Annotated in this window: 26 protein-coding genes and 1 tRNA gene; 7 read left to right on the top strand and 20 right to left on the bottom strand. The window is 44.4% G+C overall.

Annotation, left to right across the window (positions count from 1 at the left end):
- Positions 1-68: 68 nt before the first annotated feature.
- Complete coding sequence (locus tag OCV30_RS04755) at positions 69-332, bottom strand: YfcL family protein (protein WP_009848738.1); 264 nt, start codon at positions 330-332, stop codon at positions 69-71.
- Positions 333-341: 9 nt separating this feature from the next.
- Complete coding sequence (locus tag OCV30_RS04750) at positions 342-872, bottom strand: elongation factor P hydroxylase (protein WP_029225616.1); 531 nt, start codon at positions 870-872, stop codon at positions 342-344.
- 299 nt (positions 873-1,171) lie between these two features.
- On the opposite strand from OCV30_RS04750, the gene OCV30_RS04745 reads away from it, so the two are divergent.
- A complete protein-coding gene (locus tag OCV30_RS04745) occupies positions 1,172-1,795 on the top strand; it encodes a trimeric intracellular cation channel family protein (protein WP_004734183.1) in 624 nt (207 codons plus the stop codon).
- Between the two features lie 276 nt (positions 1,796-2,071).
- Here OCV30_RS04745 and aroC read toward each other — a convergent pair whose 3' ends face one another.
- A complete protein-coding gene (gene aroC, locus OCV30_RS04740) occupies positions 2,072-3,157 on the bottom strand; it encodes a chorismate synthase (protein WP_065678651.1) in 1,086 nt (361 codons plus the stop codon).
- A 297-nt stretch (positions 3,158-3,454) separates the two neighbouring features.
- Here aroC and OCV30_RS04735 point away from each other — a divergent pair, with 297 nt between their 5' ends.
- Complete coding sequence (locus tag OCV30_RS04735; protein ID WP_065678616.1) at positions 3,455-3,958, top strand: GNAT family N-acetyltransferase; 504 nt, start codon at positions 3,455-3,457, stop codon at positions 3,956-3,958.
- Positions 3,959-4,071: 113 nt separating this feature from the next.
- Here the strand turns inward: OCV30_RS04735 and OCV30_RS04730 are convergent.
- Positions 4,072-4,148 (bottom strand) — tRNA-Arg (locus OCV30_RS04730).
- A gap of 211 nt (positions 4,149-4,359) precedes the next feature.
- On the opposite strand from OCV30_RS04730, the gene folD reads away from it, so the two are divergent.
- Positions 4,360-5,217, top strand: coding sequence for a bifunctional methylenetetrahydrofolate dehydrogenase/methenyltetrahydrofolate cyclohydrolase FolD (gene folD, locus OCV30_RS04725; RefSeq protein WP_012603477.1), 858 nt, complete (start codon positions 4,360-4,362; stop codon positions 5,215-5,217).
- A 171-nt stretch (positions 5,218-5,388) separates the two neighbouring features.
- Here folD and OCV30_RS04720 read toward each other — a convergent pair whose 3' ends face one another.
- From OCV30_RS04720 to OCV30_RS04700, 5 genes are all read right to left on the bottom strand, one after another.
- The gene (locus tag OCV30_RS04720) at positions 5,389-7,203 is read right to left on the bottom strand and encodes a cation:proton antiporter (RefSeq protein WP_065678615.1); all 1,815 of its coding nucleotides are present in this window, start codon (positions 7,201-7,203) and stop codon (positions 5,389-5,391) included.
- Positions 7,204-7,388: 185 nt separating this feature from the next.
- Positions 7,389-8,588, bottom strand: a complete 1,200-nt coding sequence (locus OCV30_RS04715) for a NupC/NupG family nucleoside CNT transporter (protein WP_009848493.1) — start codon at positions 8,586-8,588, stop codon at positions 7,389-7,391.
- Between the two features lie 205 nt (positions 8,589-8,793).
- Positions 8,794-9,714 (bottom strand): LysR family transcriptional regulator, encoded by a 921-nt coding sequence (locus tag OCV30_RS04710; RefSeq protein WP_009848494.1) that lies wholly within the window; start codon positions 9,712-9,714, stop codon positions 8,794-8,796.
- A gap of 188 nt (positions 9,715-9,902) precedes the next feature.
- Entirely contained in the window at positions 9,903-10,901 is a 999-nt protein-coding gene (locus OCV30_RS04705) for a lytic murein transglycosylase (protein ID WP_009848495.1), read from the bottom strand.
- Positions 10,902-10,931: 30 nt separating this feature from the next.
- Positions 10,932-11,222: a YcgL domain-containing protein gene (locus tag OCV30_RS04700; RefSeq protein ID WP_009848496.1), complete on the bottom strand. Its 291-nt coding sequence runs from the start codon at positions 11,220-11,222 to the stop codon at positions 10,932-10,934.
- Between the two features lie 219 nt (positions 11,223-11,441).
- Here OCV30_RS04700 and minC point away from each other — a divergent pair, with 219 nt between their 5' ends.
- The 3 genes from minC to minE are packed head-to-tail and all read left to right on the top strand — an operon-like array spanning position 11,442 to position 13,209.
- Positions 11,442-12,104, top strand: coding sequence for a septum site-determining protein MinC (gene minC, locus OCV30_RS04695; protein WP_065678614.1), 663 nt, complete (start codon positions 11,442-11,444; stop codon positions 12,102-12,104).
- Between the two features lie 22 nt (positions 12,105-12,126).
- The gene (gene minD, locus OCV30_RS04690) at positions 12,127-12,939 is read left to right on the top strand and encodes a septum site-determining protein MinD (RefSeq protein ID WP_009848498.1); all 813 of its coding nucleotides are present in this window, start codon (positions 12,127-12,129) and stop codon (positions 12,937-12,939) included.
- Between the two features lie 6 nt (positions 12,940-12,945).
- On the top strand, positions 12,946-13,209 hold the full coding sequence (minE, locus tag OCV30_RS04685) for a cell division topological specificity factor MinE (protein ID WP_009848499.1): 264 nt from the start codon (positions 12,946-12,948) through the stop codon (positions 13,207-13,209).
- A gap of 95 nt (positions 13,210-13,304) precedes the next feature.
- Here the strand turns inward: minE and hflX are convergent, their stop codons facing one another.
- From hflX to prmB, 10 genes are all read right to left on the bottom strand, one after another.
- A complete protein-coding gene (hflX, locus tag OCV30_RS04680) occupies positions 13,305-14,672 on the bottom strand; it encodes a GTPase HflX (RefSeq protein ID WP_065678613.1) in 1,368 nt (455 codons plus the stop codon).
- 279 nt (positions 14,673-14,951) lie between these two features.
- On the bottom strand, positions 14,952-16,064 hold the full coding sequence (locus tag OCV30_RS04675) for an ABC transporter ATP-binding protein (RefSeq protein ID WP_065678612.1): 1,113 nt from the start codon (positions 16,062-16,064) through the stop codon (positions 14,952-14,954).
- Positions 16,065-16,069: 5 nt separating this feature from the next.
- The gene (locus tag OCV30_RS04670) at positions 16,070-16,927 is read right to left on the bottom strand and encodes a carbohydrate ABC transporter permease (protein WP_009848502.1); all 858 of its coding nucleotides are present in this window, start codon (positions 16,925-16,927) and stop codon (positions 16,070-16,072) included.
- The gene (locus OCV30_RS04665; RefSeq protein WP_010439457.1) at positions 16,924-17,862 is read right to left on the bottom strand and encodes a carbohydrate ABC transporter permease; all 939 of its coding nucleotides are present in this window, start codon (positions 17,860-17,862) and stop codon (positions 16,924-16,926) included. Before OCV30_RS04665 ends, OCV30_RS04670 begins: the two co-directional genes overlap by 4 nt.
- Before the next feature lie 181 nt (positions 17,863-18,043).
- Complete coding sequence (locus tag OCV30_RS04660) at positions 18,044-19,291, bottom strand: ABC transporter substrate-binding protein (RefSeq protein ID WP_009848504.1); 1,248 nt, start codon at positions 19,289-19,291, stop codon at positions 18,044-18,046.
- 110 nt (positions 19,292-19,401) lie between these two features.
- On the bottom strand, positions 19,402-20,847 hold the full coding sequence (locus OCV30_RS04655; protein ID WP_065678611.1) for an ATP-binding protein: 1,446 nt from the start codon (positions 20,845-20,847) through the stop codon (positions 19,402-19,404).
- A gap of 45 nt (positions 20,848-20,892) precedes the next feature.
- Positions 20,893-21,621 carry a response regulator gene (locus tag OCV30_RS04650; protein ID WP_017104017.1) on the bottom strand — a complete coding sequence of 243 codons (729 nt, stop codon included), beginning with the start codon at positions 21,619-21,621 and terminating at the stop codon, positions 20,893-20,895.
- 157 nt (positions 21,622-21,778) lie between these two features.
- Complete coding sequence (locus OCV30_RS04645; RefSeq protein ID WP_065678610.1) at positions 21,779-23,236, bottom strand: protein adenylyltransferase SelO; 1,458 nt, start codon at positions 23,234-23,236, stop codon at positions 21,779-21,781.
- A gap of 515 nt (positions 23,237-23,751) precedes the next feature.
- On the bottom strand, positions 23,752-24,393 hold the full coding sequence (locus tag OCV30_RS04640; protein ID WP_065678609.1) for a LysE family translocator: 642 nt from the start codon (positions 24,391-24,393) through the stop codon (positions 23,752-23,754).
- 225 nt (positions 24,394-24,618) lie between these two features.
- On the bottom strand, positions 24,619-25,551 hold the full coding sequence (prmB, locus tag OCV30_RS04635; RefSeq protein ID WP_009848509.1) for a 50S ribosomal protein L3 N(5)-glutamine methyltransferase: 933 nt from the start codon (positions 25,549-25,551) through the stop codon (positions 24,619-24,621).
- 62 nt (positions 25,552-25,613) lie between these two features.
- Here prmB and smrB point away from each other — a divergent pair, with 62 nt between their 5' ends.
- A complete protein-coding gene (gene smrB, locus OCV30_RS04630; RefSeq protein WP_065678608.1) occupies positions 25,614-26,144 on the top strand; it encodes an endonuclease SmrB in 531 nt (176 codons plus the stop codon).
- A 135-nt stretch (positions 26,145-26,279) separates the two neighbouring features.
- Here the strand turns inward: smrB and sixA are convergent, their stop codons facing one another.
- Positions 26,280-26,744: a phosphohistidine phosphatase SixA gene (sixA, locus tag OCV30_RS04625; RefSeq protein ID WP_012603460.1), complete on the bottom strand. Its 465-nt coding sequence runs from the start codon at positions 26,742-26,744 to the stop codon at positions 26,280-26,282.
- Between the last annotated feature and the right edge of the window lie 163 nt (positions 26,745-26,907).

Genomic DNA, 26,907 nt, shown 5'->3' with positions numbered 1-26,907 from the left:
TCGCTCAAAAATGAGGAGGGAGAATTGTGAGCGAATAGCGCTAGACGAATAATGCTAAACGACTAAAATTAAGCTTGGTTTTGCAGCTCAACCCAAAGGTCATTAACGATCGTACGATCGGCTGGCGTCAATTCAGAACGTGCGTCTTCTAGGCTCTTCTCAATACGCAATTTAACTTCTGCTACGTCTTCAATGCCGTCTTCTTCACATGAAGCTACTGAAAGAGAAATATGACCACGTAAGTAACCACCAGCAAACAGTTCATCATCTGATGCGTTTTCAATGCGAGCATCAATTAATTCAAGTAGTTTTTCTTCAAATTCGATAATCATAATATTCTCTTATTTCACAATAAATTGGCTAGTACATAAAGGTTCTACATCGTAGAAGCTGCGTAATGCTTCAGAGAGCATTTTCACGCGAGGCGGCAGACCAGCTTCAAAGATACCCATGACTTCGCTGTGTACTTTGTTCATAAAAGCCAAACGATCTGGCTCAAAATCGCCGTGTAGATTGTCACAGCTAACATTAAAAGGAAAGCCTGCGCTGGTCGCAATGATCCATTCATACGCTTGTGGGCGAATTTCCACTTTTTCAAACTCAGCTTGAACCGACTCAGTTCGGCCATCAGGCTCATACCAGTAACCAAAATCTTCCAATAAGCGACGCTCAGGACCAGCCACACACCAGTGCGCTATCTCGTGAAGTGCTGAAGCATAAAAGCCACGAGCAAAAACGATACGGTGATGAGGAATCTCCTCATCGGCTGGCAGGTAAATGGGCTCGTCCGCTCCCAGTTCTAGCTTAGTATTGAAGCTCTCGAAAAAGGTTTGATTGAAAATGTCGATGATGTCTGGGTATTGGTGTGTCATAAGATCAAATTTAAGTAAAAAGAACTGGGGCATTTTGCGTTTTTTTAAGCACTCGGTAAAGCCCTATCACTGGCAATGACATTAGGTTCATCATAATACTTTACGATGACAATCGATTGCTGATCCCAGATTACACCACTTTGAGGTGAATGATTAGTTTAGCTAATCTGAAATGCCTATTCACGGTACAAATATTCATTCGTCAATCTGCGTTTTTACTACTACACTCGCGCTTCATTTTTATATCCCTATGGCCTATAAGACTCCAATTTATAGACCTAAATTATAGAGCTACAGCAATGCTACTAAGTGTTTTGTATATCATTGGCATCACGGCAGAAGCCATGACCGGTGCTCTCAGTGCTGGCAAACAAAAAATGGATTGGTTTGGTGTAATGCTGGTTGCGAGTGCAACGGCAATTGGCGGAGGTACAGTAAGAGATATTTTACTCGGCCATTACCCTTTAGGCTGGGTTGAAAACCCCCAGTATCTGGCGATCACTTGTATTGCTGGTGTTATCACAACGGGATTAGCCAAATGGGTAATCAAGCTAAAAGGCTTGTTCATTCGTTTGGATGCGTTGGGGCTTATCGTATTTAGTATCATTGGTACTAAGGTAGCGATGACCATGGGTCTGCACCCAATGATTTGTATGGTGTCTGCATTAGTGACTGGCGTGTTTGGTGGCCTGCTGCGCGATCTTATCTGTCGTCAAACGCCACTAGTCTTGCATGAAGAGTTGTACGCATCTGTCGCCCTTGTCGCTTCAGGCTTGTACTTAGGTCTTCTTGAACTAGGCATAAACGATGTGACCGCGACGATCGTGACATTGGTTGTAGGCTATTTACTGCGCATGGCAGCAGTGAGATTCAAATGGCGCTTGCCTTCGTTCCAGCTTGATCCGGAAAGCTCTGTGCATTAGGTAATACCAATCGTAGTAAATAACTGGTCACCCTAGCTTGCTAAAACGTTCGATAACTGCGTTAGAATTTTTGATTGTAGAATAACTACTTATCGAAAAATTCTGCCTTGTTCTCAAGCCTTTTCCCTGCGCTATTTTTGATCACTTACTTACTGTGATTGGTATAATATATTCTCAATGACGCAGAATATAAAAAGGGTTGCTTCATTACGAAGCAACCCTTTTTGATTTCTCTCAAATCAGTTTCAAATCTGTTCTGAATAAAACGAAGCAGAACTAGATTTTTGGCGTTTCTGTTGTCACACCAAAGTTTTGACCACGGTGACGTAGTAAGTGATCAAGCAACACGATAGCCAGCATCGCTTCAGCAATAGGCACCGCACGGATACCAACACATGGATCGTGACGACCTTTAGTAATTAGCTGCGTTGCTTCACCGTCTTTGGTGATAGTGTCACCAGGAACGGTAATACTTGATGTTGGCTTAAGTGCAATACTTGCCACAATATCTTGGCCAGTAGAAATACCACCTAAGATACCGCCAGCATGGTTGCTGCTGAAGCCTTCTGGAGTTAATGGATCACGGTGTTCACTGCCGCGTTGATTAACCACATCGAAGCCATCACCAATCTCAACACCTTTCACCGCATTGATGCTCATTAGAGCGTGCGCGATGTCTGCATCTAGACGATCAAAGATTGGCTCACCAAGGCCTACAGGCACTTTAGTCGCAACTACTTGAATCTTCGCACCGATCGAGTTGCCTTCTTTTAGCAAATCACGAATCAGTTGGTCAAATTCAGGTACTTTGTCGGCATCAGGACAGAAGAAAGCGTTGTTTTCGATCTCGTTCCAATCCACTTTATCAATTGAGATACCACCCATTTGAGAAAGATAAGCTTGGATTTCAACACCAAATTCTTGCTTAAGGTATTTCTTCGCAATCGCACCTGCCGCAACACGCATTGCCGTTTCACGAGCAGAAGAGCGACCACCACCTCGGTAATCACGCACACCGTACTTTTGATGGTAGGTATAATCAGCGTGGCCAGGGCGGAACTTGTCTTTAATTTCGGAATAGTCTTTAGAGCGTTGGTCTGTATTTTCAATCAATAGACCAATAGAAGTACCCGTAGTTTGGCCTTCAAATACACCTGATAAGATTTTTACTTCATCCGCTTCACGGCGAGCCGTTGTATAACGAGAAGTACCTGGGCGACGACGATCCAAATCTCTTTGAAGGTCTGCTTCGGTAATTTCTAATCCTGGTGGGCACCCATCTACGATACATCCTAGTGCGATACCGTGACTTTCTCCGAACGTAGTCACGCGGAAATGTTGTCCGATACTGTTTCCTGCCATTACTTCCTCTAAATCAGCCATTGAGCAGAAGGTTTGATTCCTAAACCTACGGGTTAACAGCTTTACTTGTCTATTCTTCGTGAATTCATATTGGCTTTATTACCAAATGATGTAAACCCCAAAAAACCAACAATTTTAACTTTCTATTACATGAGCCGAATGAAATGAATAACGAGGGGAAATGAGTGGTGCTTTAAAGTGGTGATTTTGAATAGTTTCATGGCCAGTTAACAAAGGTTAATGAACTCGGTTTGAATACTATCTATGTTGTAGCCCAAAATAATAAGGAGAAAAGTGATGATCGAGTGGAGAGTTAAAAAGTTTTCGGAGCTGTCAGTTCAAGAGCTCTATGATTTCTTACAGCAAAGAGTCGATATTTTTATCGTCGATATGAACACACCCTATAGTGATCTAGACGGCAAAGATAGCCATCCAGAAACCTATCACGTCATGGGTTATGAGAACGGGCAACTAGTAGCTTACAGTCGAATTATGGCTCAGAAGCTTGGATACCCCGTAGATGTTCTCCCTCTGCTCGATTCTGATGCAGATGATGTTTGTATCGGGCGAGTGATCGTAGCAAAGGATTATCGAGGTAAACAGATTGGTAATCAGCTGATGCAAGTAAGCTTTGATGCAACCCGCGAGGCGTACCCTGACTGTTCAATTTTTATTTCGGCACAAGCACATCTCAAAGACTACTATGGTAAATTCGGATTCAACGTTGTCACCGACGGTTATTTGGAAGATGGGTGCAGTATGTTAGGTCTTAGATATACCCCACAGCTAGTGGCCGTTTAGCAAAAGACAAAAGACAGAGGCATCGAAATACAAAACATGGTTTTGATCGATTAAGTCGTTCTGAAATGCAAAAAACCCGACAACTCAGAGAGTTATCGGGTTTCTTTAAATAGTGGTACGCCCTGAAGGATTCGAACCTTCGACCACCTCCTTAGAAGGGAGGTGCTCTATCCAGCTGAGCTAAGGGCGCGCTACAGGGAAGGATTATACGAATTCGAATCAGTAAAGCAACGGCTTTATGTAACATTCTGATCCAAGTGAGTAAAAAAAGTGCAATAGAATTATAAGTGTTGGAAAATAGAACAAAGCAAACGTTTGCTTGATGGTAATCAAAAAGATTTTCTGGAATAATGCGCCAAAAACATCAGCCACTAACTTGAATATCAATACTAAGGAAATTCATGACTGCTCAAAATATTGATGGAAAGCTAATTTCTCAAACGGTTCGCTCTGAAGTTGCGGCTCGTGTAAAAGCTCGCACTCAAGCTGGATTACGCGCTCCGGGCCTAGCGGTTGTTTTAGTGGGTGAAGACCCTGCTTCTCAGGTTTACGTAGGAAGTAAACGTAAAGCATGTGAAGAAGTTGGCTTCGTATCTAAATCTTACGACTTGCCAGCCACTGCTACAGAAGACGAATTATTAACACTGGTAGACCAACTGAACGAAGACCCGGAGATTGACGGTATTCTTGTTCAACTTCCCCTACCAGCTGGTATTGATAGCACTCAAGTTCTTGAGCGCATCACGCCGGAAAAAGACGTTGATGGCTTCCACCCATACAACGTAGGTCGTTTGGCTCAGCGTATGCCTAAGCTTCGCTCTTGTACGCCTAAAGGCATCATTACGCTGCTTGACCGTTATAACATCGACTTACGTGGCAAACACGCGGTTGTGGTTGGCGCATCAAACATCGTAGGTCGCCCAATGACGTTAGAGCTTCTTCTAGCCGGTTGTACAACGACAACATGTCACCGCTTCACCAAAGACCTTGAGGGTCATGTACGTCAAGCAGATGTTGTTGTTGTAGCAGTTGGTAAGCCTAACTTCATTCCTGGTGCTTGGATTAAGAAAGGTGCTGTTGTGGTCGATGTAGGCATCAACCGTTTGGAATCTGGCAAACTCGTTGGCGACGTTGAATACGATGTCGCGAAAGAGAGCGCAAGCTTCATCACACCAGTTCCGGGTGGTGTTGGTCCAATGACTGTAGCAAGCCTAATTGAGAACACAATGATCGCTTGTGAGCAGTTTCACTCGAAATAGTCCGCAATGACAGCTTCGATAGTAATACCGTTGGCATGAATTGCCTCGCCCTAGAGTAAAACAAGCTAGAGCAGAATTAGAAAGCCGCAACGTGATGAACGTTGCGGCTTTTTTGATACTTAGCTATTCGTTTTTGAATCAGGCAATTCGCTTCTGATGCAGTGCTCGTTGCTACTTATCTGGTATCTCGACTTTTTCCGTCTGTTCAGAAGGCGGCAATAAACTAATGATCGCACACTCCGTTGATATGAGTTTTTCCAAATCAGAACCTTGTGTTACTAAACGGAAATCACCACCAGTCATCACACCGAGTGGAATCGCTTTAGGATACAGCGCGTTAAACTCATTAAGGTCAAACGCATCGGTCAATCCCGTGCTCTTAATTTGGCTGCCTTGAGCCATCAAGGAATTAAGCTTGGAATAGGTAATTCCTTCCGAAAACAGGCTTCTGTTACCATCTCGACTCACTGAATGCCTTTCGTGTTTAGTTTCTGTCGATTCAAGCTCAAACACCTTGTTTTCACCAAACTCATCTTGATAATGCATACTGACTAATGGGTTGGTTTGACGATAAGGCGAGACGATCATCGCGCGCCCTATCCCATCCAATTCCAGATTATTTTCTGCGTGATTTGAGGCTGGGTTACCAAAATAAACATTCAGATTATCCATACGCGCTAAGCGAATGCTCTCCCAGTTTGTATCAGCAAGCACACTGTTGATGTTGTGTGTCGCCAGCACTTTGGCAAACTGGCGTGAAAAATGAGTCGCACCAAAGAAGATAACCCCTTGCGCTTTCTCTTGAGTCACACCCAACCTTCTCGCCCACCAACTTGCGGTAAGGCTTTGAATCACAACCGTACCGATGATGACCAAGAACACCATTGGCACCAGTAGATCAGCCCCTTCAATCAATTGCTTCTCTTGAAGTTTGATAGCAAACAGAGAAGAAACTGCGGCAGCAACGATCCCGCGAGGTGCCATCCAGCTCAAAAACCATTTATCTGCTGAAGTAAGATCCGTGCCGATCCCGCTGATCCACACGCTCAAAGGACGAGCCACCAGCATGACGACCGCTAATAAGCCAATACCGCCCCAACCTATCGAAAGGAAAGTCCCAGAATCAAGTCTACTCGCCAGTAAGATAAACAAGGCAGAAATGAGTAACACGGTTAAGGTCTCTTTGAACTCAATAATATCTTCAAGATCCAAGCCTTTCACGTTGGCGAGCCAGATACCCATGATGGTCACGGTTAATAGGCCAGACTCTTCACTCAGATCATTAGAAAAAGAGAACGCCGCCAACATCAACGTTAGGACTGCCACGTTACGCAAATAATGCGGAACCCAATGCCCTTTCAGCATCTTGGCAATCAAATAGCCACCGATGAACCCTAAGCCTAAACCGATGGCTAGAGTCAGCCCCAAAGCCGACAGTACATGGCTTGTAGGATCGGCTGAAGAAACAATGTATTCGTAAACGAGAACGGCAAACAGAGCGCCAATCGGATCAATCACTATCCCTTCCCAGCGCAAGATGCTGCCTAACGAAGATTTGGGCTGAATGCTGCGCAGCATGGGAACAATAACGGTTGGACCCGTCACCACCACTAAGGCAGCAAACAGAGCGGCTAATGGCCAACTGAAGTCCACAAAGTAATAAGCACCCACCACGATACACGCCCAAGTAATCAGCATGCCGAAACTCACGAGGTGTGTCACCATGCGACCATGGCCTCTGATTTCTTTGAAATTCAGGGTCAATGCACCTTCAAACAGAATAATAGCGACACCTAATGAAATCAGCGGAAATAGCACGTCACCAAAAATGGCATCGGGATTAAGGATGTTAAGACCGGGACCTAAAAGTAGGCCGACAATAAGAAGAGGAAGAATAGCAGGAAGACGTAAGCGCCAGCCTAACAATTGACACGTTAAAGACAGCAGTCCAATTAATGCCAAAGAAGAAGTAATCGACAAATCCATTTGTGCCCCTAAAAAATTCGTACCACACCTTGTGATACAAACCTATTTGCTGAAACAAGAAAGCCTATGTCATTAAACTATAGGCTCTCTTTTTCATGCTAACCGAATATTAGTGTGATTAATCAGTCACTTTACTATAGGGGAAATAAAGTGACTGACTCATCCACTCTGTACTTATCATCTATCTACAGAGAAAGCACCACGCCAGCGATCGCAGCGCTCATTAAGTTGGCAAGCACACCCGCACAAATCGCTTTGAAGCCATATTGTGAGATGAAAGAACGACGCTCTGGAACTAAGCTACCCAAACCACCAATCAGAATGGCCATCGTAGAGATGTTGGCAAAACCACATAGTGCAAAAGTAACGATCGCTTTTGAGTGCTCACTCAGTGCGTCTTTCACGTCCATTAACTGGATGAAAGCCACAAACTCGTTCACAACGATTTTGTTACCGATCAGCGAGCCTGCAACAACAGCCTCAGACCACGGTACACCGATCAGCCATGCAACGGGTGCGAACACATAACCTAGGATAAGTTCGAAGCTTAGGTTTACGCCAAACCAGCCACCAACAATACCTAACAAACCATTCAGCATCGCAATCACACTGATAAAGGCTAGAAGTGTCGCACCCACCGCAACGGCAATACGAAGTCCAGACATAGCCCCATCTGCCATTGCCTCAACTACGTTTGTTGCTCGTGGAATCTCTACACCAGACTCAATATTTTCTTGAACATCCTCTGGGCTGCCTGGTACTAAGATTTTAGCCATCAATAGACCAGCTGGTGCCGACATGAATGCCGCAGCGATCAGATAGTTTAGGTCAACACCCAGCGATGCATAACCCACTAGCGTGCCGCCAGCAACAGAAGCCAAACCACATACCATCACAGCAAACAGTTGTGAGTCCGTCATATGTTTTAGGTAAGGCTTAACCACCAATGGCGCTTCGATCATGCCAACAAAAATGTTTGCCGTTGCAGACAGTGACTCCGCACGACCTGTGCCTAGAAACTTCTGCAAAGCACCGCCGATTATGTTGATCACCTTTGGCATAAAGCCGATGTGATACAAACCTGAAATCAATGCAGAGAAAAAGATAATGATGCCGAGAACGTTAATAGCGAAAACAAATCCGTTATTCGTTAGGCCACCGAATAGGAAGTTAATCCCCTCTTGACCGTAGTTGATCAAGCTAGACACCGCACCAGTAGCTGCATTCAGCGCTTCTTTACCCATTGGCACATAAAGAACCAATAGCGCGAATGAGATTTGCAGTAAGAAAGCCAAAGAGACAGTTCTTAGCGGGATATTTTTTCTGTCCGTAGATAGTAACCAAGCGGCTACTAAAATAGTGATAATTCCAAGTAGGGAAGCCATATGCGTCAACCTAAAAGTTGTAGGTAGGAAAGGCGACGCATTGTATAGAGGAAATCGTTTGCGGCAAGGTGCGGTTGTTAATGTGATGTTGGGATTATCAGCAACTTGCCCAAGATTAGATTAAAGCATTGAATTTTAATGGATTAACTTGTTCAAAAAGCATACTTTTTCCATATGGAAATTATATTTATGAATTAGGAAACAATTAACGATGCAGCTCAACGCAAGTTTTGAGGTTTTTGTCCCAATACGTCGGCGAACCAACATGCTGTTTGATGAACTCAATCACTGCTGAAAGCTTCTTTGGCATGTTCTTTCTACTCGGATACACAGCGTAAAATGGCATCAACTGACTGGCTCTCCATTCTGGTAATACTTGGATTAACTTGCCTGTTCTAAACTCCTCTTTGACTAAATAAGTCGCCAAATAAGCAACACCCCACCCAGATACAGCTGCGTCTCGTACCGCCTCAGCCAAATCCACCGAGTAATCGCCCGCCACTTTGACACTGAGGTTTTCTTGCCCGTTATCAAACGCCCATGACGTGTAGTCTCGTTCACGGCTGCGATAGATAAGACAGTTATGGTCAATCAGATCAGATGGCACATGAGGAGTACCAGCTTTAATCAGATAATCCGGTGATGCGGCTACCACAAATTGGCTGTCGGCTAAACGCTGCGCAATATAACCTTCTGGCAGGTCTTCATTATTGGTGATCCAAAGATCCAAGCGCTCCTCAATCATATCCACTTTGTAATCGAACAAATGCACTTCAATTCTCAGCTGCGGATAGAGCTGTCTGAGCTGATCAATCGCTGGAATGATATGCAGTGTGCCAAATGACTGAGACAAGCCTATGCGGAATATTCCAGAAATGTCGTCACGCTGGCTATCCATATCCATTTGAGCCGCTTTCACCGTATTGAACAGCTGCTCACAATGCTGATAGAACACTTCCCCTGCTTCAGTTAGTGTCAGGCTGCGTGTGGTTCTTTGCACCAGCTTGATACCTATCGAATCCTCGAGCAAAGCAACTTGCTTACTGATGTGAGACACTGAAACATTCAAACTTTTTGCTGCACTGGTAAAGCCTTCATGCTTGATTAACGCATGGAATATCACCATCTGTGCGGCTCTATCTGTTAGCACAAGGCCACCTTTAAAAATCTCTGAAATATAAAAGAAAAAGGACTCCGAAGAGTCCTTTAGTTCGTTCTGCCTATGGTAGGCCAAATGCTATTCAAAGCGACCTAAATCTGTTAACCAAATTAGTTCTAATAACCAAATTAAGGCCATTAATCAAATTAGGTCGATTAATCAAACTTAATTCTGTCTGCTAGGTGGCTAACTGCCAACGCAAAGTAGTAAGAACGATTCCACTTCATTAACACATTGTAGTTGTTGTAAATGAGGTAAGAACGGCCAGTTTCATCGTCTGGCATAATTAGCCAAGCTTTAATATCTTCATCAAGCGTTGGTAGTGGGCGATCGTCAAAGCGCTTAATACCGAGTTCAGACCACTCTTTTAAGTATTTCGCTTTGTCTTCGCCTCGGCCTTGCATTTCAATAGACACAGTCGACGGTACGTGAACCTGACGGCCCCAAGTATATTTGTCATCCCAACCCGATTGGCTGAGATAATTCGCCGCTGAAGCAAATACATCTTCTTCAGTACCCCAAATATCTTTCTTGCCATCGCCGTTACCGTCAGCGGCATAAGCTAAGAATGAGCTTGGCATAAACTGAGGTTGTCCCATCGCACCAGCCCAAGAGCCTTTCATCTCTTGTGGTGCAATATGGCCTTGATCAAGAATCTTCAACGCCGCCATCGCTTCGCTACGGAAGAAGGCTTCTCTACGTCCTTCATAGGCCATAGTCGTGAGAGCATCAATAACACTGTAGTTACCCGTGAACTTACCAAAGTTACTCTCAACACCCCATAGCGCGACAATGAATCTTGGTTGAACACCATATTCATCACCAATGCGCTTCAACGCTGAATAATGCTTCTTATAAAGCGATCTCGCCTGCTTCACTTTCCAATCTGGAACCGCGCGTGGAATGTATTCATCCAGAGTCAGTTTTTTCTCAGGTTGATTCTTATCGGCTTTCACCGCTCTTGGCTTAAACGTCACACCATCAAAGGCCTGATCAATGATCGTTTCAGAGATGCCTTCTGCACGGCCTTGTTGCTTTAGTTTCTCTACATATTGCTCAAAGCTCAGCTCTTCAGCCTGAACGGAACCAATCGTCAGGCTATTACCTAATAGTAATGCCGACACAGCCAATATGGTTTTCGAAAATTTACTCAACGATCACTCCTCCCTGAATTAAGGTAGCTATCACTCTTCGTCTTGAACGTTTTGCTGAGCTTTACGCTCTTTATGAAGTTCAAGTTCATTAACCGGTGGTGGCGGAACCTGCAAAAAGAAACCATCGGTGTTCAGTGATTCTCTCACTTTATCGATGTTCACTTGCGCCAGTTTACGGCCATCCATTTTAATTACCATTACAAAACTAGGTTTACCAAACATTTGCATCAATGCGTCAGGAACTTGTGAGAAATCATCCTTCTTAGGGATATAAAGGTATGTTCCTTCTTTCTTTGAACTTTTATATATAGAACACAGCATGACAAACCTTTTTATTGTTTATGACTACAAAACTCTCACTTACGAGATCAATAGTTTATGTTAAGGGAAATATTGGGAACAAAACGTTCATTTGACAACAAGATTACTTGCTGTGCTTGGTTTGGGAATATAACATGATAAACCAAGTTTCAGGCAACGCCCTTTATTTTATTGATAAAGAAATTGTACCAATCCGCTATTGAGGTCCTGTAGTTTTCGATGTCTAGTAATCCAGATCTAAAAGGTAGCAGTTTTACGCTATCTGTTTTGCACTTATCCGATGATCAAGTCGAAAATGCGGTGTCTTTTCTTCAAGAAAAAGTAAACCAAGCTCCCACTTTTTTCGCTGCTGCGCCTGTTGTTATCAATATTAGCAAAGTCGCGGGTGATATCGATTTTGTGCATCTGAAAGAAGGTATATCTCAAGCGGGCATGATCCCAGTAGGTGTGGCTGGTTGTTCGGATAAACGTATGCAGAATCTAGCGAAAGGAGCTGGTTTTGCAGTGATGACAGCCAGTAAATCTCCTTCTCAAGCTCCAGCGAAGATGGCTCCGATAAAAGTGGTGAGAACGCCTATTCGTTCTGGTCAGCAAGTGTATGCAAAAGATGGCGATCTATTGATCCTCAGCCATGTGAGTGCCGGCGCAGAAGTCATAGCCGATGGCAGCATCCATATCCATGGTACTTTACGCGGTCGTGCAATTGCAGGCGCGAGTGGTCAAACTGAAGCAAAAATAATTTGTAATGATTTACAAGCCGAGCTGGTTTCCATTGCTGGAAATTACTGGCTCAGCGATCAAATTGAAAGCGAGTACTGGCAGAAGAAAACCATGTTCAGTATGGCAAACGATGTATTACACGTTGATGTCCTCGCAATATAAGAGAAATAAAAAGGAAAACAAAATGGCACGCATTATCGTTGTAACGTCAGGTAAAGGCGGGGTAGGCAAAACGACCTCCAGTGCAGCTATTGCCTCAGGCTTAGCTTTAAAAGGGAAGAAAACCGCAGTTATCGACTTTGATATCGGTCTGCGTAACCTAGATTTAATCATGGGTTGTGAGCGTCGTGTTGTGTACGACTTCGTTAATGTTATCAATGGCGAAGCGACACTGAACCAAGCGATGATCAAAGACAAGCGCACAGAGAATCTATTCATTCTTCCGGCTTCTCAAACTCGTGATAAAGATGCACTAACAAAAGATGGTGTTCGTCGTGTATTTGATGAACTAGATGAAATGGGCTTTGATTTCATCATCTGTGATTCTCCTGCAGGTATCGAGCAAGGCGCTCTGATGGCGCTTTACTTTGCTGATGAAGCGATTGTTACAACTAACCCAGAAGTTTCTTCTGTACGCGATTCAGACCGTATTCTCGGTATTCTCGATTCTAAGTCTCGTCGTTCAGAAGATGGCTTAGAACCAGTGAAAACGCACCTTTTACTGACTCGCTACAACCCAGCACGTGTAACTCAAGGTGAGATGCTAAGTGTTGAAGACGTTGAAGAGATTCTTCACATCTCTCTACTGGGTGTCATCCCAGAGAGCCAAGCAGTACTGAACGCGTCGAACAAGGGTGTTCCAGTTATTTTTGACGAAGCAACCGATGCCGGTATGGCTTACAATGATACTGTAGAACGACTACTGGGTAGCCAAGTGGACTTCCGTTTCTTAACGGAACAGAAGAAAGGCATCTTCAAAAGACTGTTCGGGGGCTAATTCGCAATGTCATTACTAGAGTTTTTTAGACCACAAAAAAAGACAACCGCAAACCTAGCTAAAGAGCGTTTGCAGATCATTGTTGCCGAGCGACGCAGCCATGACGACCCAGCGCCGTCTTATCTGCCGCAACTAAAAGAAGACATCTTGAAGTGTATTGCGAAGTACGTTGACGTCGATCCATCAATGGTTGATCTGACTTTCGAACACAAAGATGACGACATCTCAGTATTAGAGCTGAACGTCAAACTTCCAGAAGAAGACCGCTAAGCAGAGCTCGAGCGGCGCTTATCACGATTCAATAAAAAAGAGAGCCTAGGCTCTCTTTTTTGGTATTTTAACTTGTGTCTAAACGCTATAAAAGATTAAGAATTCTGCATACGCTTTTTCAGTCGAGCTAAGTCAATTTCACTAGAGCGAACGGTCAACTTAATGCACTCGTAATCGTACTCTTCTTTAACCACACTCATGTTTGAGCGAATCTCACCGATGATGCCTTGGCCAGAATAAGGGATAGTGATCTCTTCTTCGATCATGCCTTCTTCAGCAACACCAACGATGTACTTGTGTAGCTTCGTGATATCTAGAGGATCACGAGTCGACGTTAGCATCGCATCTGGGAATTCTTCGATCAGCTCTAATTGCTGTTCTTCAGTCAATCTATCGCACTTATTCAGCACTAATAGTTTTTCGCTGCCTTCTACACCCACTTGAGCTAATACGTCGTGTACCACATCAAGTTGTGCGCGGAATGAAACGTCAGAAGCATCAACGACATAAAGCAGCAATGAAGCATCATGCGCTTCTGCTAGCGTTGAGTGGAATGATGCAACCAGATCGTGTGGCAATTTCTTGATGAAACCCACCGTATCTGAAACAAGAATACGCGGTTGAGTGATTGGCTGAAGCGCACGAACCGTAGTGTCTAGCGTTGCGAACAGTTTATCTTCACCCACCACTTCGGTTGCGGTCATTGCACGCATCATCGAAGATTTACCGGCATTGGTGTAGCCAACTAAAGCAACAGTGAAAAGCTCCGCACGCCTTGTGCGTCGGGTCTTCATTTCATCTTGTACGCTTACTAGCTCACGCTTAAGCGCAGCAATTTGGTCACGTACGTTACGACGGTCTAGCTCAAGTGAAGTTTCACCGGCGCCCTGACCCATTTGGCGTTCTTTATCGCCTTCAGCCGTTTCACGTAGTCGTGGCACTAAGTAGTTTAGACGAGCGATATCAACTTGCAGACGAGCAGTACGAGTACGAGCGTGACGGCTAAAGATTTCTATGATGATGCCAGTGCGGTCAAATACTTCCACACCCAAACTCGCCTCAACAGTACGCATTTGAGATGGACTTAAATCACAGTCAAATACCACAACATCAGCGGCACCGTATTGGAAGTTGCCCGTTGGAAGATCATCAAAATCTAGCTCATCGATTTCAGCATTAAAATCAAACGACTCATCAATAAAGTCTTCATCTTCTGCCTCTTCAATAGAGCCTTGGTAACCAGTTAGGTGTGCAATTTCAGCAAGCTTACCTGCACCCAACACATTCTGTCTTTGAGATGAACTGTGGTGTTGCGATTGCGTACCGACGACTTTAAACCCTAGGGTTGTCACTAAGCGAGCAAGTTCGGCAAGAGACTCTTTTGCTTCGTCACCTTTAAAATCCGGTGTCGTAATAGAAATAAGTAAAGCGTTATTCGCCGCTGGTTTTGCTGTTAGTTTCATGTATTCTTCTGTTTATGCACCAAGGTGCAGCCTAGTTTCTGGTCTAAAGTAGTGTGATCCTACGCGTTTCTACGTCAGCTTTATAGAGCTAAGGGATACTAAATCACGATATTATTGCAGTAGAAGCATATATATCGTTTATCCCTCTGTTTTTATAAGGGATAAAAAGCAAGTATAGACAACGAAAAAGGCAGCATCACGTTACTTATTAGTAGTTGGTGATACTGCCTTTGATTTAGACATGAACTTTGATTGTTAAACTAACTCAGCAACTAGAAGTTAGAATTCGATTCTCGCTTCAGTCCGAGCATCAAAAAATACGGCTTTCGATAAGTCAAAATGAAGCGGTGCCATTTGCCCAACCGACACTTCAAACTCTGGTGACAAACGACACGCGACTTCTTGGTCGTTCACTTTAACCATTGCGATGGTATCTGGCCCTGTTGGTTCTAATACTTCCAATTGCAGGTCTAGCTTTGTGGTTGCCGACACATCATCACCTTCTTGCTCAGTAATGTGTTCAGGACGTAACCCTATTACCAACTCCTTGCCATCTTGGTCACGCATACTCTGAGGCAAACGAATGTGGTGCTCTTGCTCAGCCGTGCCAGTTACTTTGATGATCGGGTTTTGTTCCTCATCCAAATCCACCATGGTTTTAATGAAGTTCATTGACGGTGAGCCCATAAAGCCCGCTACGAACATATTGTTGGGTTTGGTATAGATCTCTTGTGGTGTGCCTAACTGCTGCAGTTCACCGTCTTTCATTACTGCGATGCGATCCGCAAGAGTCATAGCTTCGATCTGATCATGGGTCACATAAACAATCGTGGTATTCAGCTTCTGATGCAGACGTTTAATCTGATGGCGCATTTCAACACGCAGCTTGGCATCCAAGTTAGAAAGCGGCTCATCAAATAGATAAAGCTTAGGACGGCGAGCCAAAGCACGGCCCATCGCGACACGTTGACGCTGGCCACCAGAAAGTTGCGACGGTTTTCGATCAAGCAATTGTTCAATTTGCAGCATTTCTGCCACTCGATTGACTTCAGCATCGATCTCTTGCTGCGGCATCTTACGAATCTTCAAACCGAAAGCGATATTGCCACGCACCGTCATGTTTGGATACAAGGCGTACGACTGGAATACCATCGCAATGTCGCGGTCTTTCGGCTCAACCTGCGCCACATCGACACCATCAATCACGATTTCACCCGAGCTAATATTTTCGAGCCCAGCAATGGTGTTCATTAGGGTGGATTTTCCACACCCCGAAGGGCCGACAAGTATCAAAAATTCCCCCGAATCGATACTAATGTCGATGCCCTTTAACGTTTCGTTGTCCGCGTTACGATAGGTTTTACGGATCTGTTTTAAATCTAATGTTGCCATGGGTATTATCCTTTTACTGATCCTGCCGTTAGGCCACGAACAAAATATTTTCCTGCGAAGACATACACCAACAGCGTTGGCAGTGCGGCGATGATCGCGGCAGCCATATCGACGTTATATTCTTTAACGCCTGTGCTAGTGTTGACTAGGTTGTTTAATGCCACGGTAATTGGCTGAGTTTCTGAGCCCGAATACACCACCCCGAACAAGAAATCATTCCAGATTGCAGTGAACTGCCAGATCACCGTCACCATGATGATAGGTGTAGAGATCGGTAATAAGATCTTAAAGAAAATGGTAAAGAAGCCTGCGCCATCCAGTTTTGCCGCTTTGATCAATTCATCAGGAATCGAGATGTAGAAGTTACGGAAAAACAGAGTAGTAAACGCCATGCCGTAGATAACGTGCACAATCACCAAGCCGATAGTTGTGTTCGCCAAACCCATTTTTCCTAACATGGTTGCCATTGGAAGCAACACCACTTGGAATGGAATAAAGCAGCCAAACAACAACAAGCTAAAGAACAGGTTTGAACCTCTGAATTGCCATTTCGTCACCACATAACCATTGAATGCACCGAGTAATGTTGAAATCGCAACCGCAGGAATCACCATTTGGAAAGAGTTCCAGAAGTAACCTTTGATGCCTTCACATTTCACGCCCGTACAAGCGGTGTCCCACGCTTTATACCAAGCGTCAAACACCCACTCTTTCGGTAAGCTCATCAAGTTACCTGCCTTTATGTCTGGCAAGGTTTTGAATGACGTCAGCGCCATGACGAACAATGGCATCAAATACACCAAGCAGAAGAAAAGCAGTGCTGAATAAATAAAGATTCGAGCAAAATTGATGTTATTCATCATGACTTTTTCTCCCTAAGTTCAGAGTAAAGATAAGGCACGAGAATCGCTAAGATACCGGCAAGCATCATCATGGCACTGGCAGCACCAAGGCCGATTTGTCCACGGGTAAAAGAGTGTGCGTACATGAATAGCGCTGGAAGATCCGATGAATAACCCGGACCGCCTGCCGTCATTGCCGTCACAAGGTCAAAGCTCTTAATTGCAATGTGTGAGGTGATGATCACCGCACTGAAAACCACAGGGCGCAAGCAAGGTAGAATGATTTTGAGATAGATGGTAGGCAAGCTTGCACCATCGATTTGAGCCGCTTTGATGATTGAAGAATCGATGCCACGCAGACCTGCTAAGAACATCGCCATCACGAATCCAGAAGACTGCCAAAGTGCTGCAATCACTAAGGTGTAAACCGACATTTCAGAATTGACGAGCCAGTCAAATTTGAAGTCAGTAAATCCCCAGTCTTGCATCAGCTTTTCAATGCCAAGACCCGGGTTAAGAATCCATTTCCACGCCGTACCCGTCACGATGAATGACAACGCCATTGGGTAGAGATAGATAGTACGAATCGCGCCTTCTTGACGGATGTTCTGGTCAAGCAATACCGCTAAACCAACACCAAGCAAGATGGCAATCGCCATAAATAGAAAACCAAACACACCGAGGTTGGTGATTGAGGTAATCCAGCGATCGTTATCCATCAGCTTTTCATATTGGGTTAAACCAACGAAATTAAAGCTCGGCAGAAATCGAGAGTTGGTGAACGACAACGCTGCCGTCCAAAATATGTAGCCGTAGATACACACCACGGTCACTAACGCAGTCGGCGCCAGTACAATTTTAGGTAACCAATGTTGCAACCTGTCAGCAAAACTCGGTTTCGGTGCAGGCTGGCTCCTTGTGGGTTTTGGAGTCGACTCAGTCAAAACATGCTCCATAACTTATCCTTGTTGCACAATCGAGCCAATGGCTTACCTTTCGGCACCACATCAGCATCACGCATATCAGAATTGGGAGTGAAGAGCAGATAGGCTCCCTACGAGCCTACCCACCCTGGGGGTTCGATAAAGCAACACAGCCCGTCACTCACGTGCGTTGTGTGTCACTTATCAAGTTAGATTAGATAGCCGCTTTCACTGCTTTTGCTAACTTAGCTGCCGCTTGTTTAGGATCGGCATCTTTCTCGTTGAAGAAGTTGGTCACTACGTCATAGATAGCGCCTTGAGCATAGCTTGTTGTCGCTAGGCCATGAGCCATACTCGGAACAAGATCGCCCGATTCAGCACTCGCTTTGAAGGTAGCCATTGAATCCAACGCACATTGGTCGAATTTAGACATGTCCATATCTAGACGTACAGGGATAGAACCTTTGTTAAGGTTGAAGACTTCTTGGAAATCTTTGGTAAGAATGGTTTTCGCTAGGTCTTGCTGCGCTTTTTGGTTCTCTTGGTCGCTTAACTCAAAGAACGCAAAGCTATCGATATTGAAAGTAAATTGGCCGGCAGTACCTGGAGCTGGTGCACAGATGTAATCTTTACCCGGCACTTTGCCTGCCGCAGTAAATTCACCTTTCGCCCAGTCACCCATGATCTGCATCGCTGCTTCACCATTGATAACCATTGAGGTTGCTACATTCCAATCACGACCAGGAGAGTTGCTGTCGATGTAATCACGCATCTTTTTGAACTTGGTGAACACTTCCACCATTTTGTCGCCAGATAATACGTCCATATCAAGATCAACGAACGCTTTGTTGTAGTCTTCACTGCCTAGTACATCAAGTGCCACGGCTTCGAATACGGTCGCGTCTTGCCAAGGCTGACCACCGTGAGCTAATGGAATGAAGCCAGCCGCTTTAATCTTGTCTGCAGCAACAAAGAACTCATCTAATGTCGTTGGAACTGTCACACCCGATTTTTCTAAAACAACAGGGTTTGCCCAAAGCCAGTTAACACGGTGAACGTTGACAGGAACTGCCACATATTCACCATCCCACTTCATCACTTTAGTCACTACTTCTGGAAGTAGTTCATCCCATTGTTCTTGTTTAGCAGTCGCATCGAGAGACGTTAGAAAACCTAAACCACCCCACTCCTGAATATCATGACCTTTAATCTGCGCTGCAGAAGGTGGATTGCCCGATACTGCTCGCGTTTTCAAAACAGTCATCGCACTTTCACCGCCGCCACCAGCAACTGCAAAGTCTTTCCAAGTATGGCCTTGTTGTTCAATCATCTCTTTCAGTACGGCAGCGGATTTCGCTTCGCCACCGGCAGTCCACCAGTGGAGCACTTCCACTTCACCAGCTTGAGAAAATGTTGAGGCAGCAAGAAGAGATAGAGTAAGTAGGGTTTTATTGATTTTCATTATTATCTTCCATGTTTAGCGGACTCGACGTCCGGTTCATTAAAGAGTCTACTTATTCTGATTGATAAGATTGAAACAAAAGGTAAGCCCTATGTAACACAATTGTTACATTACACTTCTAAGCCTCTTGGTATATAGACTTTGGCTTCTAAGCCACCTTGAGAGGAGTTGCGAATAATGAGATCTCCGCCGTGTCCATGCAGGATGTTTCGGCAGATCCCGAGCCCTAAACCGTGTCCTTGGTCGTCGGTTGCCAGCCTAAAGTAGGGTTCAAAAACCAACTCTAACTTGTCTTCAGGTATACCTTTGCCATGATCCTGAATCGTCACAATGACCCACACTGAATCACTGCTGATATCGACTTCGGCGGATTGTCCATATTTCACAGCATTGTCGATAAGATTGGTGAGCACACGTTTAATCGCTAAAGGTTTAGCTACCAAAGGCTCAATCACAGCAGGTTCAAACTCGACCTGAGTTTGGTATTGATTGTGTAATTCAATCACGGAGAGCATCATCTCGTTGAGATCGATAATGGCATTATTCTCGTGTAGATCGGTGTCTCTTACCGCTTGCAAAGCACCTTTAACCATCATCTCAAGCTCATCGAGATCTTTATTAAATTTGTCTTTCTTTACTTCACTCTCCAACAACTCTGCACGTAATCTAAGACGTGTGATTGGTGTCTTTAAGTCATGGGAGATCGCAGAGAAAAGGTGCTCTCGGTCTGCCACATAGCGACGAATCCGTTGCTGCATTCGATTAAATGCTCGGGTGGCAGTGACCAGTTCCGTTGCCCCTTCTTCGTTAAGCGGAGGCTGCTGAATATCCATGCTCATCTCATTAGCCGCTCTTGCTAACTTTTTAAGAGGACGCACTTGGCGACGAATCATCAAATAAGTCAAAACCAATAGAATGAGTGTCGAGGAAACTAAGAAAATTACTTGCTCACGACCGAGAATCGTATCGTCGAGTTTTACATATGGCGCTGGCAACAACGCAGCGATATATACCCATTCGTGGCTGGTTAATTCTATTTGAACAACCAGAATTGGCGGATTAAGAGGCTCTAACGTTAAAGTATGATGTGCCCACGATCGCGGGAGATCGCTCAAATAGATGTCATTTTTGAGCAAGCGAAGGTGTTCAGGTCGAGAAAAATCTACCCGAACTGATTCGACTTTATTGAGCTTGCTACTTAAAACACTTTCTATCGCTTCTATCGATGCGGTTTTTAAGCGGGTGTCAGGGATAGGCTCAACGATCAAAGCCTCTTTATTGAAAGAAACAAAGAAGCGCGTACCGCCCATATTCCGTATTTGATCCAGCACGATATGACGATATTTAACGGGTAGAGATTGGAAAAAAGTCACCGTTGAAGCAAACATGTTCGCCATGCTCGACGAGGCAGAACGAATTCCTTCCAGCTCTTTGTGTTTTGATTCGCTATACCATATAGACGTTGCGATGCCTTGAGCAATCACAACGGCTAACAACGTCAGCAACAATGTTCTTGCGACCAAAGAGTTTGGTTTTAATCGACTCAACCAGTTCATAGGAAATACTTCATTGGCAAGGTGTTCATTAACAGCACTTGATTATCAATGTTCATACTGAACCGGCACAGCAAGAATGTAGCCATTACCGCGCATGGTTTTGATGTAGTGAGGATATTTACCACTGTCGCCCAATCGGCTTCTCAGGCGGCTAAGCTGTACGTCAATGCCACGTTCAAAAGGCAGCGCTTCACGGCCTCTGGTAGCGAAAGATATTGTGTCACGGTCGAGAACTTCGTTAGGACGAGTTAAGAACAACATCAACAAAGAAAAGTCACTGCCCGACAAGTCCATCTCTTCTGAGTTTTCGTTGTGATAGATTCGGTGCGCGAGCGTATCGAGCGTCCAATCACCAAAAATAATCTGCTTTGGCAATGCATCACTTGGCTTGTCGTCCACCACTTGTACACGGCGTAATAGCGCTTTGATTCGAGCCATTAACTGACGAGGGCTAAACGGCTTCGCGATGTAATCATCTGCACCAATTTCTAAGCCGATAATCTGATCGGTTTCATCCGATACCGCTGTCAGCATAATGATAGGCACATTGGATTGTTTTCGGACTCGCTGACACAAGGTAAAACCGTCGTCACCGGGTAGCATCACATCAAGCAGAATCAGGTCTGGATAACCATTGTTTTGCAGATGAGTTTCGAGTTCAACACCATCTCCCACCGAAGAAACATCGAAACCCGATTTTGTGAGGTACTCTTCCAGCAGCTCGCAGATTTCTTGATCATCATCCACCACGAGAATTCGAGTATTTGTAGGCATCGCCCAAACCTATTAAATTTACAACTTATTCACATAGTGTATAGGCTGGCCGATTATTTGATTATTGACATGTTTGTAAAGTTAGACGAACAAACAGATAAAGATCACATCTTAGTGACCTCTACCTGTACTTAGCGACTCAAAGAATCATAGGAGGTTAAGAGGAGCAGCTGATTTCCATGGCTTTGCCCCACTCAGGCGGCAAGGCAGCAAGATGTTCGTAGTCAGGATGTTCCGCATAAGGGTCTGCCAGCACTACTATAAGTGCATCAATATCGCTGCTATCACCGCGCTCAGCTTTATCTATCGCAAGTTGGGCTAGGTAGTTTCTGAGGATGTATTTCGGGTTTACTTGTCGCATCTTTTCACAGCGATCGGCCACTGAGCTCTCTTCCAATTCACAGCGTTGCAAGTAGTTATCCACCCATAGCTTTGCGGCCTCGCGGTCGATAACCAAATCAATCACGTCTTGCGGCAGCAATGTATCTAGGTTCGATAGCGTTCTAAAGAATCTTGGGTAATCGACTTTGTTTTGCGACATCAGCTCGAACATAGATTCAAACAAGCGACTGTCGCCTTCGTGTTTCGAAAGCAATCCTAACTTACGGCGCATCAGCTGACTGAAATAACCGTTCATTTGTGGTTCGTACTGTTCTAACGCGACCTCTAAATCGGCTTTATCCACCAGCGGCGAAAGCGAGTGAGCCAGTGCCGACAAATTCCATAATCCAATTCTAGGCTGCTGATTAAAGGCATAACGACCTTGATAGTCGGAGTGATTACAGATCAAGCGAGGGTCATATTCATCTAAGAAGGCGAACGGGCCATAATCGAAGGTTTGCCCTATGACCGACATGTTATCGGTGTTCATCACCCCATGAGCAAAACCATTCGCTTGCCACAGCGCGACCATTTCCGCAGTGCGATCAACAATCTGATTAAACATAGCAGCGTAGGGTTTGTCGTCATCCAGGCATTCCGGGAAGTGCCATTCGATGACTTTATCGGCCAATAATTTATGTTCTGCCAACTGATTGGTATAAAACAGATGTTCAAAGTGACCGAAACGGATGTGTGACTCAGCAGCACGCACCAGCAATGCGCCCCACTCTTGCTTCTCTCGATATACGGGTGTGTCGCTGGTCATCATCGCCAACGCACGTGTGGTTGGGATATTAAGCCCTGCCATCGCTTCGCTACATAGATACTCACGAACCGTTGAGCGAATAACCGCACGACCATCGCCCATACGAGAATAGGGAGTTTTACCCGCACCTTTAAGGTGTAAGTCGAACGTTTCACCACTTTTCGCGACAACTTGAGCTAATAACAGCCCTCTTCCATCACCTAAATCGGGGTTATAAGAGCCAAACTGATGACCTGCGTATTTCATTGCTACTGGCGAGAATTGCTCAGGTTCAACATTGCCCGACAACGTCTCAAGCAATTCCTCTGAGGCATCTTCAAATAGCGGAAATCCGAGTTCATCCGCAAGGTTATGGTTCCATGCGAGCCATTGAACATTGTTTAGCGGTGTAGGTTGAATTGGGGTATAGAACAATCGAGGTAATGCAGTAAATCGATTGTTAAATGAAATAGAATCCCAGACAGACATGAGAGATACACTGTAGATAAATGATAACTTAAGATTATCACAGTTTGATAACAACTTCAGATCAGGTTATGCAGTGAGTCTATTGAGATAAAGAGTTAATCAGACAAAGAGATTCGTCAGAGAAAAAGGTTCCTGAGAGGAAGGTACAGCTAAGAAAAGGTTAAGTGGCTAGCCTGATGAGAAGAGCCACATTTAAGAGAAGAAGAGTTCTGACTTTGAAGACTTTTTAACAAGTGTGTTCATAATAAAACTGAAAATATAGAGCCATAAAGCTGACTACATTAGAGCAAGAATACCCAGAAGAGAAAGGGTAGAGAAAATCCAAGTACGACTGATTACGCCAAAATTACTGTGTTGAATCATTTCTTGATGCTGCATATATCTCTCCTGAGAATGTGATGGTGTAACACCAATATATCGACTTTATGCCGACATCAGCAAGCACATTAATATTAACCTTTTATTACAGCCTGAATAATTTTCTGTAACTATTCAGGCCTGTGATAAATTGGAAATTACGCTCTGCTTGTCGTAGAAAGCAGCGCCCCAGCACCGATAAAGACACCACCAGTCACACGATTAAAAACCTTAGCTCTACCTTTAGCAAACAACCAATTTGATGATTTCGCACCTAGGTAGGCATAAACCAGTAACCAAGACAATTCCATCACAACGAAGGTCAAAGCGAACACCACAAATTGAGGAAATAGCGCTATCGATGGGTCAATAAACTGAGGAAAAAGTGCGGTAAAGAACAGGATAGCTTTTGGGTTACTCGCACCAACAATAAAGCCACTGACATAATACTGTGCAGCGCTTTCTTTAACAGGTTGAGAGCCTGCTTGTTGATTCGATAGCTTGTCATAATCTTGCTGACTCGATCGTAACGACTTCCAACCGAGATAAATAAGGTAAGCAGCCCCCGTCCACTTAATGATATTAAACACCACTTCTGACGAAGCAATGATCACCCCTAAACCGGTAAAAGATAACGTAAGGATTCCGGTAATGGCAGTCACGCTACCCAAGGCGGTAAATATCGATAACTTAAAGCCTGATTGCACACCCTTAGTCATGCACAACAAAGAGCTTGGCCCTGGTGATGCCGTTAAGATCAACACCGCTAGAAAATAATAAATCCATGTATCAAAGGTCATCGCGAATTCTCCTTAACTCACTAAAACGACTAAATATTGAGCACCAATATGTGGTAGCTATTCATATTAAGCAACTAAATATTGAGCACGTTCACTCTGTGTTGCTTACTTATCCATTAAATTTCGGCAATAAAAAACGCCATGCATTACTGCATGGCGTTTGAATTCAAACGTTTTAAATAGAACGTCTTACCAAGTACTAAGCTAAAAACTAGCCGTTATTACCTAGTCTTTGTAGATAGAGAATTCGTCAGCGCAAGCAACAAGCTGCTCACGAGTGATCATGAATACGCCATGACCACCGTTAGAGAATTCAATCCAAGTGAATGGAATCTCTGGGTACTGATCCATCATGTGAACCATTGAGTTGCCCACTTCACAGATAAGAATACCGTCGTCAGTTAGGTAGTCTGGTGCGTTAGCTAAGATGCGACGAACCAATTTCAGACCGTCAGTACCCGCTGCTAGGCCAAGTTCTGGCTCGTGAGTAAACTCATCTGGCAGGCTGTTCATATCTTCTTCGTCCACGTAAGGTGGGTTAGATACGATCAGGTTGTATTTCTCTTTTGGCAAGTCACGGAAAAGATCTGAACGGATTGGGAACACTTGCTGCTCCATGCCGTGATCTTGAACGTTCTGCTCTGCAACTTGCAGTGCGTCTGTAGAGATATCAATCGCATCTACTTCTGCGTCAGGGAATGCATGAGCACAAGCAATAGCAATACAACCACTACCCGTACACATATCCATGATGCGAGTTGGCTCTTCAATTAACCAAGGTTGGAATTGAGCTTCGATCAGCTCACCAATTGGAGAGCGAGGCACAAGAACGCGCTCATCAACGAAGAACTCAAGGCCACAGAACCAAGCTTTATTGGTTAAGTAAGCCGTTGGTGTACGCTCATTGATACGCTTGATTACGCGCTCAACAATACGCAGACGTTCGCTACTCGTTAGACGAGAGTTCATCACATGCGAAGGAACATCAATCGGCAGATAAAGAGTAGGTAAAATTAGTTGTACCGCCTCATCCCACGCGTTATCAGTGCCGTGACCATAAAATAGGCCCGCTGCGTTAAAGCGACTAACAGTCCAACGAATCACATCTTGAAGCGTGTGTAGTTCTGATACCGCTTCTTCTACAAAAATCTTATCCAAAATTGTCTCCGAAAAGCGCTACAATACTGCTAATTACGTTTCTAATTAGAATTCATAACCTGATGAGCAAAAAAGACACCGACTTCGATGACGATTTCGCCCTATTCAACGATGCAGTAAAGGGCGTTAAAAAGTTGCAACAGGATACCATAGTCCAGCAACCAAAAAGAAATGCCAAGCAAAAAGAAATTACTCGCACGGCAAGACAAGCCAGTGATAGCGAGTTTTATTTCTCGGATGAGTTCATTCCGCATCTTAGCGAAGAGGGGCCTACACGTTATGCACGCGATGATGTCTCTAAATATGAGGTGAAGCGCTTACGTCGTGGGGTCTATGTGCCCGACGTGTATCTCGATATGCATGGTATGACTCAGCAAGAAGCCAAACGTGAGCTTGGGGCTATGATTGCACACTGTATTAAAGAAAGTGTGGCATGTGCCTGTGTACAGCATGGCATCGGTAAACACATCCTTAAACAGAAAGTGCCTTTATGGTTAGCACAGCACCCAGACGTAATGGCCTTTCACCAAGCGCCTTTAGAGTTTGGTGGCCATGGGGCGCTACTGGTTTTACTTGCTATCCCAGATAAATAGCCATCGACTTGCTCTTTATTCTAAAAAGTACGTCCAGCACCTTGTCGTTTGGTCGAGATAATCCGTTAGAAACAACAAAGGGCATCTCAATAATCATGAGGTGCCCTTAAATTTATCTTGAGAAAACGGTCTCAGCTATGGATTAATGTTCCAAAGCAACTCGCCTTTTTGTTTTTCAAGGTCGAATTCAATACACGCGAGCCCTGAGGTTGGGAACATAGGTGGCGCCATGCCCGTCGCAAATTCAGCCGTTAAATAGCCCACTAGAGGTAAATGAGAAACAAATAAAATGGTCTCTAGCTTTTCTACTTCAGCCATTGCTATGGTCAAATCAAACACATCGTCAGACATTCCGTAAGGCGTAATGTCATCACAGGTTTCTACTTTCTTTCCAGAAAACGCTTGAGAGATTTCTAACCACGTTTCTTGTGCCCTCAAGTATGGGCTCACAAGCACTTTATCGAACTGGCTAAACCCTTGCTCATTTGCAGCTTGTGCTACCGCAAGAGACGCCATTTTACCGCGCTTCGTTAACGCACGTTCTGCATCCGAGTTAGCAAAATGTTCTGCTTCACCGTGGCGCATTATGAATATTTTCATGTTCAGTCCTGTCTACGTAACATTTCGAAAGTCGATATATCCCATATCAGCGATACGCTACTTAGCGTTTGGCTCTCAAACTAGAGAAACCGCAGTCTATATAAATAATTATATCAAGTCACTTGCTAAAGACTTCGACTTTCTTAACAATCTTATTAAAAGA

The organism is Vibrio atlanticus, from assembly GCF_024347315.1.
Lineage (GTDB): Bacteria > Pseudomonadota > Gammaproteobacteria > Enterobacterales > Vibrionaceae > Vibrio > Vibrio atlanticus.
The sequence above is the reverse complement of the archived record's forward strand: the minus strand, read 5'-3'. Positions and strand labels throughout refer to the sequence as shown.

Coding starts and splice junctions, on each gene's coding strand:
- minD (WP_009848498.1), top strand. CDS start 12,127: ATGGCACGCATTATCGTTGTAACGTCAGGTAAAGGCGGGGTAGGCAAA.
- OCV30_RS04660 (WP_009848504.1), bottom strand. CDS start 19,291: ATGAAAATCAATAAAACCCTACTTACTCTATCTCTTCTTGCTGCCTCA.
- OCV30_RS04645 (WP_065678610.1), bottom strand. CDS start 23,236: ATGTCTGTCTGGGATTCTATTTCATTTAACAATCGATTTACTGCATTA.
- minC (WP_065678614.1), top strand. CDS start 11,442: ATGTCTAGTAATCCAGATCTAAAAGGTAGCAGTTTTACGCTATCTGTT.
- OCV30_RS04710 (WP_009848494.1), bottom strand. CDS start 9,714: ATGGTGATATTCCATGCGTTAATCAAGCATGAAGGCTTTACCAGTGCA.
- OCV30_RS04700 (WP_009848496.1), bottom strand. CDS start 11,222: ATGCTGTGTTCTATATATAAAAGTTCAAAGAAAGAAGGAACATACCTT.
- OCV30_RS04715 (WP_009848493.1), bottom strand. CDS start 8,588: ATGGCTTCCCTACTTGGAATTATCACTATTTTAGTAGCCGCTTGGTTA.
- folD (WP_012603477.1), top strand. CDS start 4,360: ATGACTGCTCAAAATATTGATGGAAAGCTAATTTCTCAAACGGTTCGC.
- OCV30_RS04665 (WP_010439457.1), bottom strand. CDS start 17,862: ATGGAGCATGTTTTGACTGAGTCGACTCCAAAACCCACAAGGAGCCAG.
- sixA (WP_012603460.1), bottom strand. CDS start 26,744: ATGAAAATATTCATAATGCGCCACGGTGAAGCAGAACATTTTGCTAAC.
- OCV30_RS04755 (WP_009848738.1), bottom strand. CDS start 332: ATGATTATCGAATTTGAAGAAAAACTACTTGAATTAATTGATGCTCGC.
- hflX (WP_065678613.1), bottom strand. CDS start 14,672: ATGAAACTAACAGCAAAACCAGCGGCGAATAACGCTTTACTTATTTCT.
- OCV30_RS04735 (WP_065678616.1), top strand. CDS start 3,455: ATGATCGAGTGGAGAGTTAAAAAGTTTTCGGAGCTGTCAGTTCAAGAG.
- OCV30_RS04670 (WP_009848502.1), bottom strand. CDS start 16,927: ATGATGAATAACATCAATTTTGCTCGAATCTTTATTTATTCAGCACTG.
- OCV30_RS04720 (WP_065678615.1), bottom strand. CDS start 7,203: ATGGATTTGTCGATTACTTCTTCTTTGGCATTAATTGGACTGCTGTCT.
- smrB (WP_065678608.1), top strand. CDS start 25,614: ATGAGCAAAAAAGACACCGACTTCGATGACGATTTCGCCCTATTCAAC.
- OCV30_RS04750 (WP_029225616.1), bottom strand. CDS start 872: ATGACACACCAATACCCAGACATCATCGACATTTTCAATCAAACCTTT.
- OCV30_RS04650 (WP_017104017.1), bottom strand. CDS start 21,621: ATGCCTACAAATACTCGAATTCTCGTGGTGGATGATGATCAAGAAATC.
- OCV30_RS04675 (WP_065678612.1), bottom strand. CDS start 16,064: ATGGCAACATTAGATTTAAAACAGATCCGTAAAACCTATCGTAACGCG.
- aroC (WP_065678651.1), bottom strand. CDS start 3,157: ATGGCAGGAAACAGTATCGGACAACATTTCCGCGTGACTACGTTCGGA.
- OCV30_RS04640 (WP_065678609.1), bottom strand. CDS start 24,393: ATGACCTTTGATACATGGATTTATTATTTTCTAGCGGTGTTGATCTTA.
- OCV30_RS04655 (WP_065678611.1), bottom strand. CDS start 20,847: ATGAACTGGTTGAGTCGATTAAAACCAAACTCTTTGGTCGCAAGAACA.
- minE (WP_009848499.1), top strand. CDS start 12,946: ATGTCATTACTAGAGTTTTTTAGACCACAAAAAAAGACAACCGCAAAC.
- OCV30_RS04745 (WP_004734183.1), top strand. CDS start 1,172: ATGCTACTAAGTGTTTTGTATATCATTGGCATCACGGCAGAAGCCATG.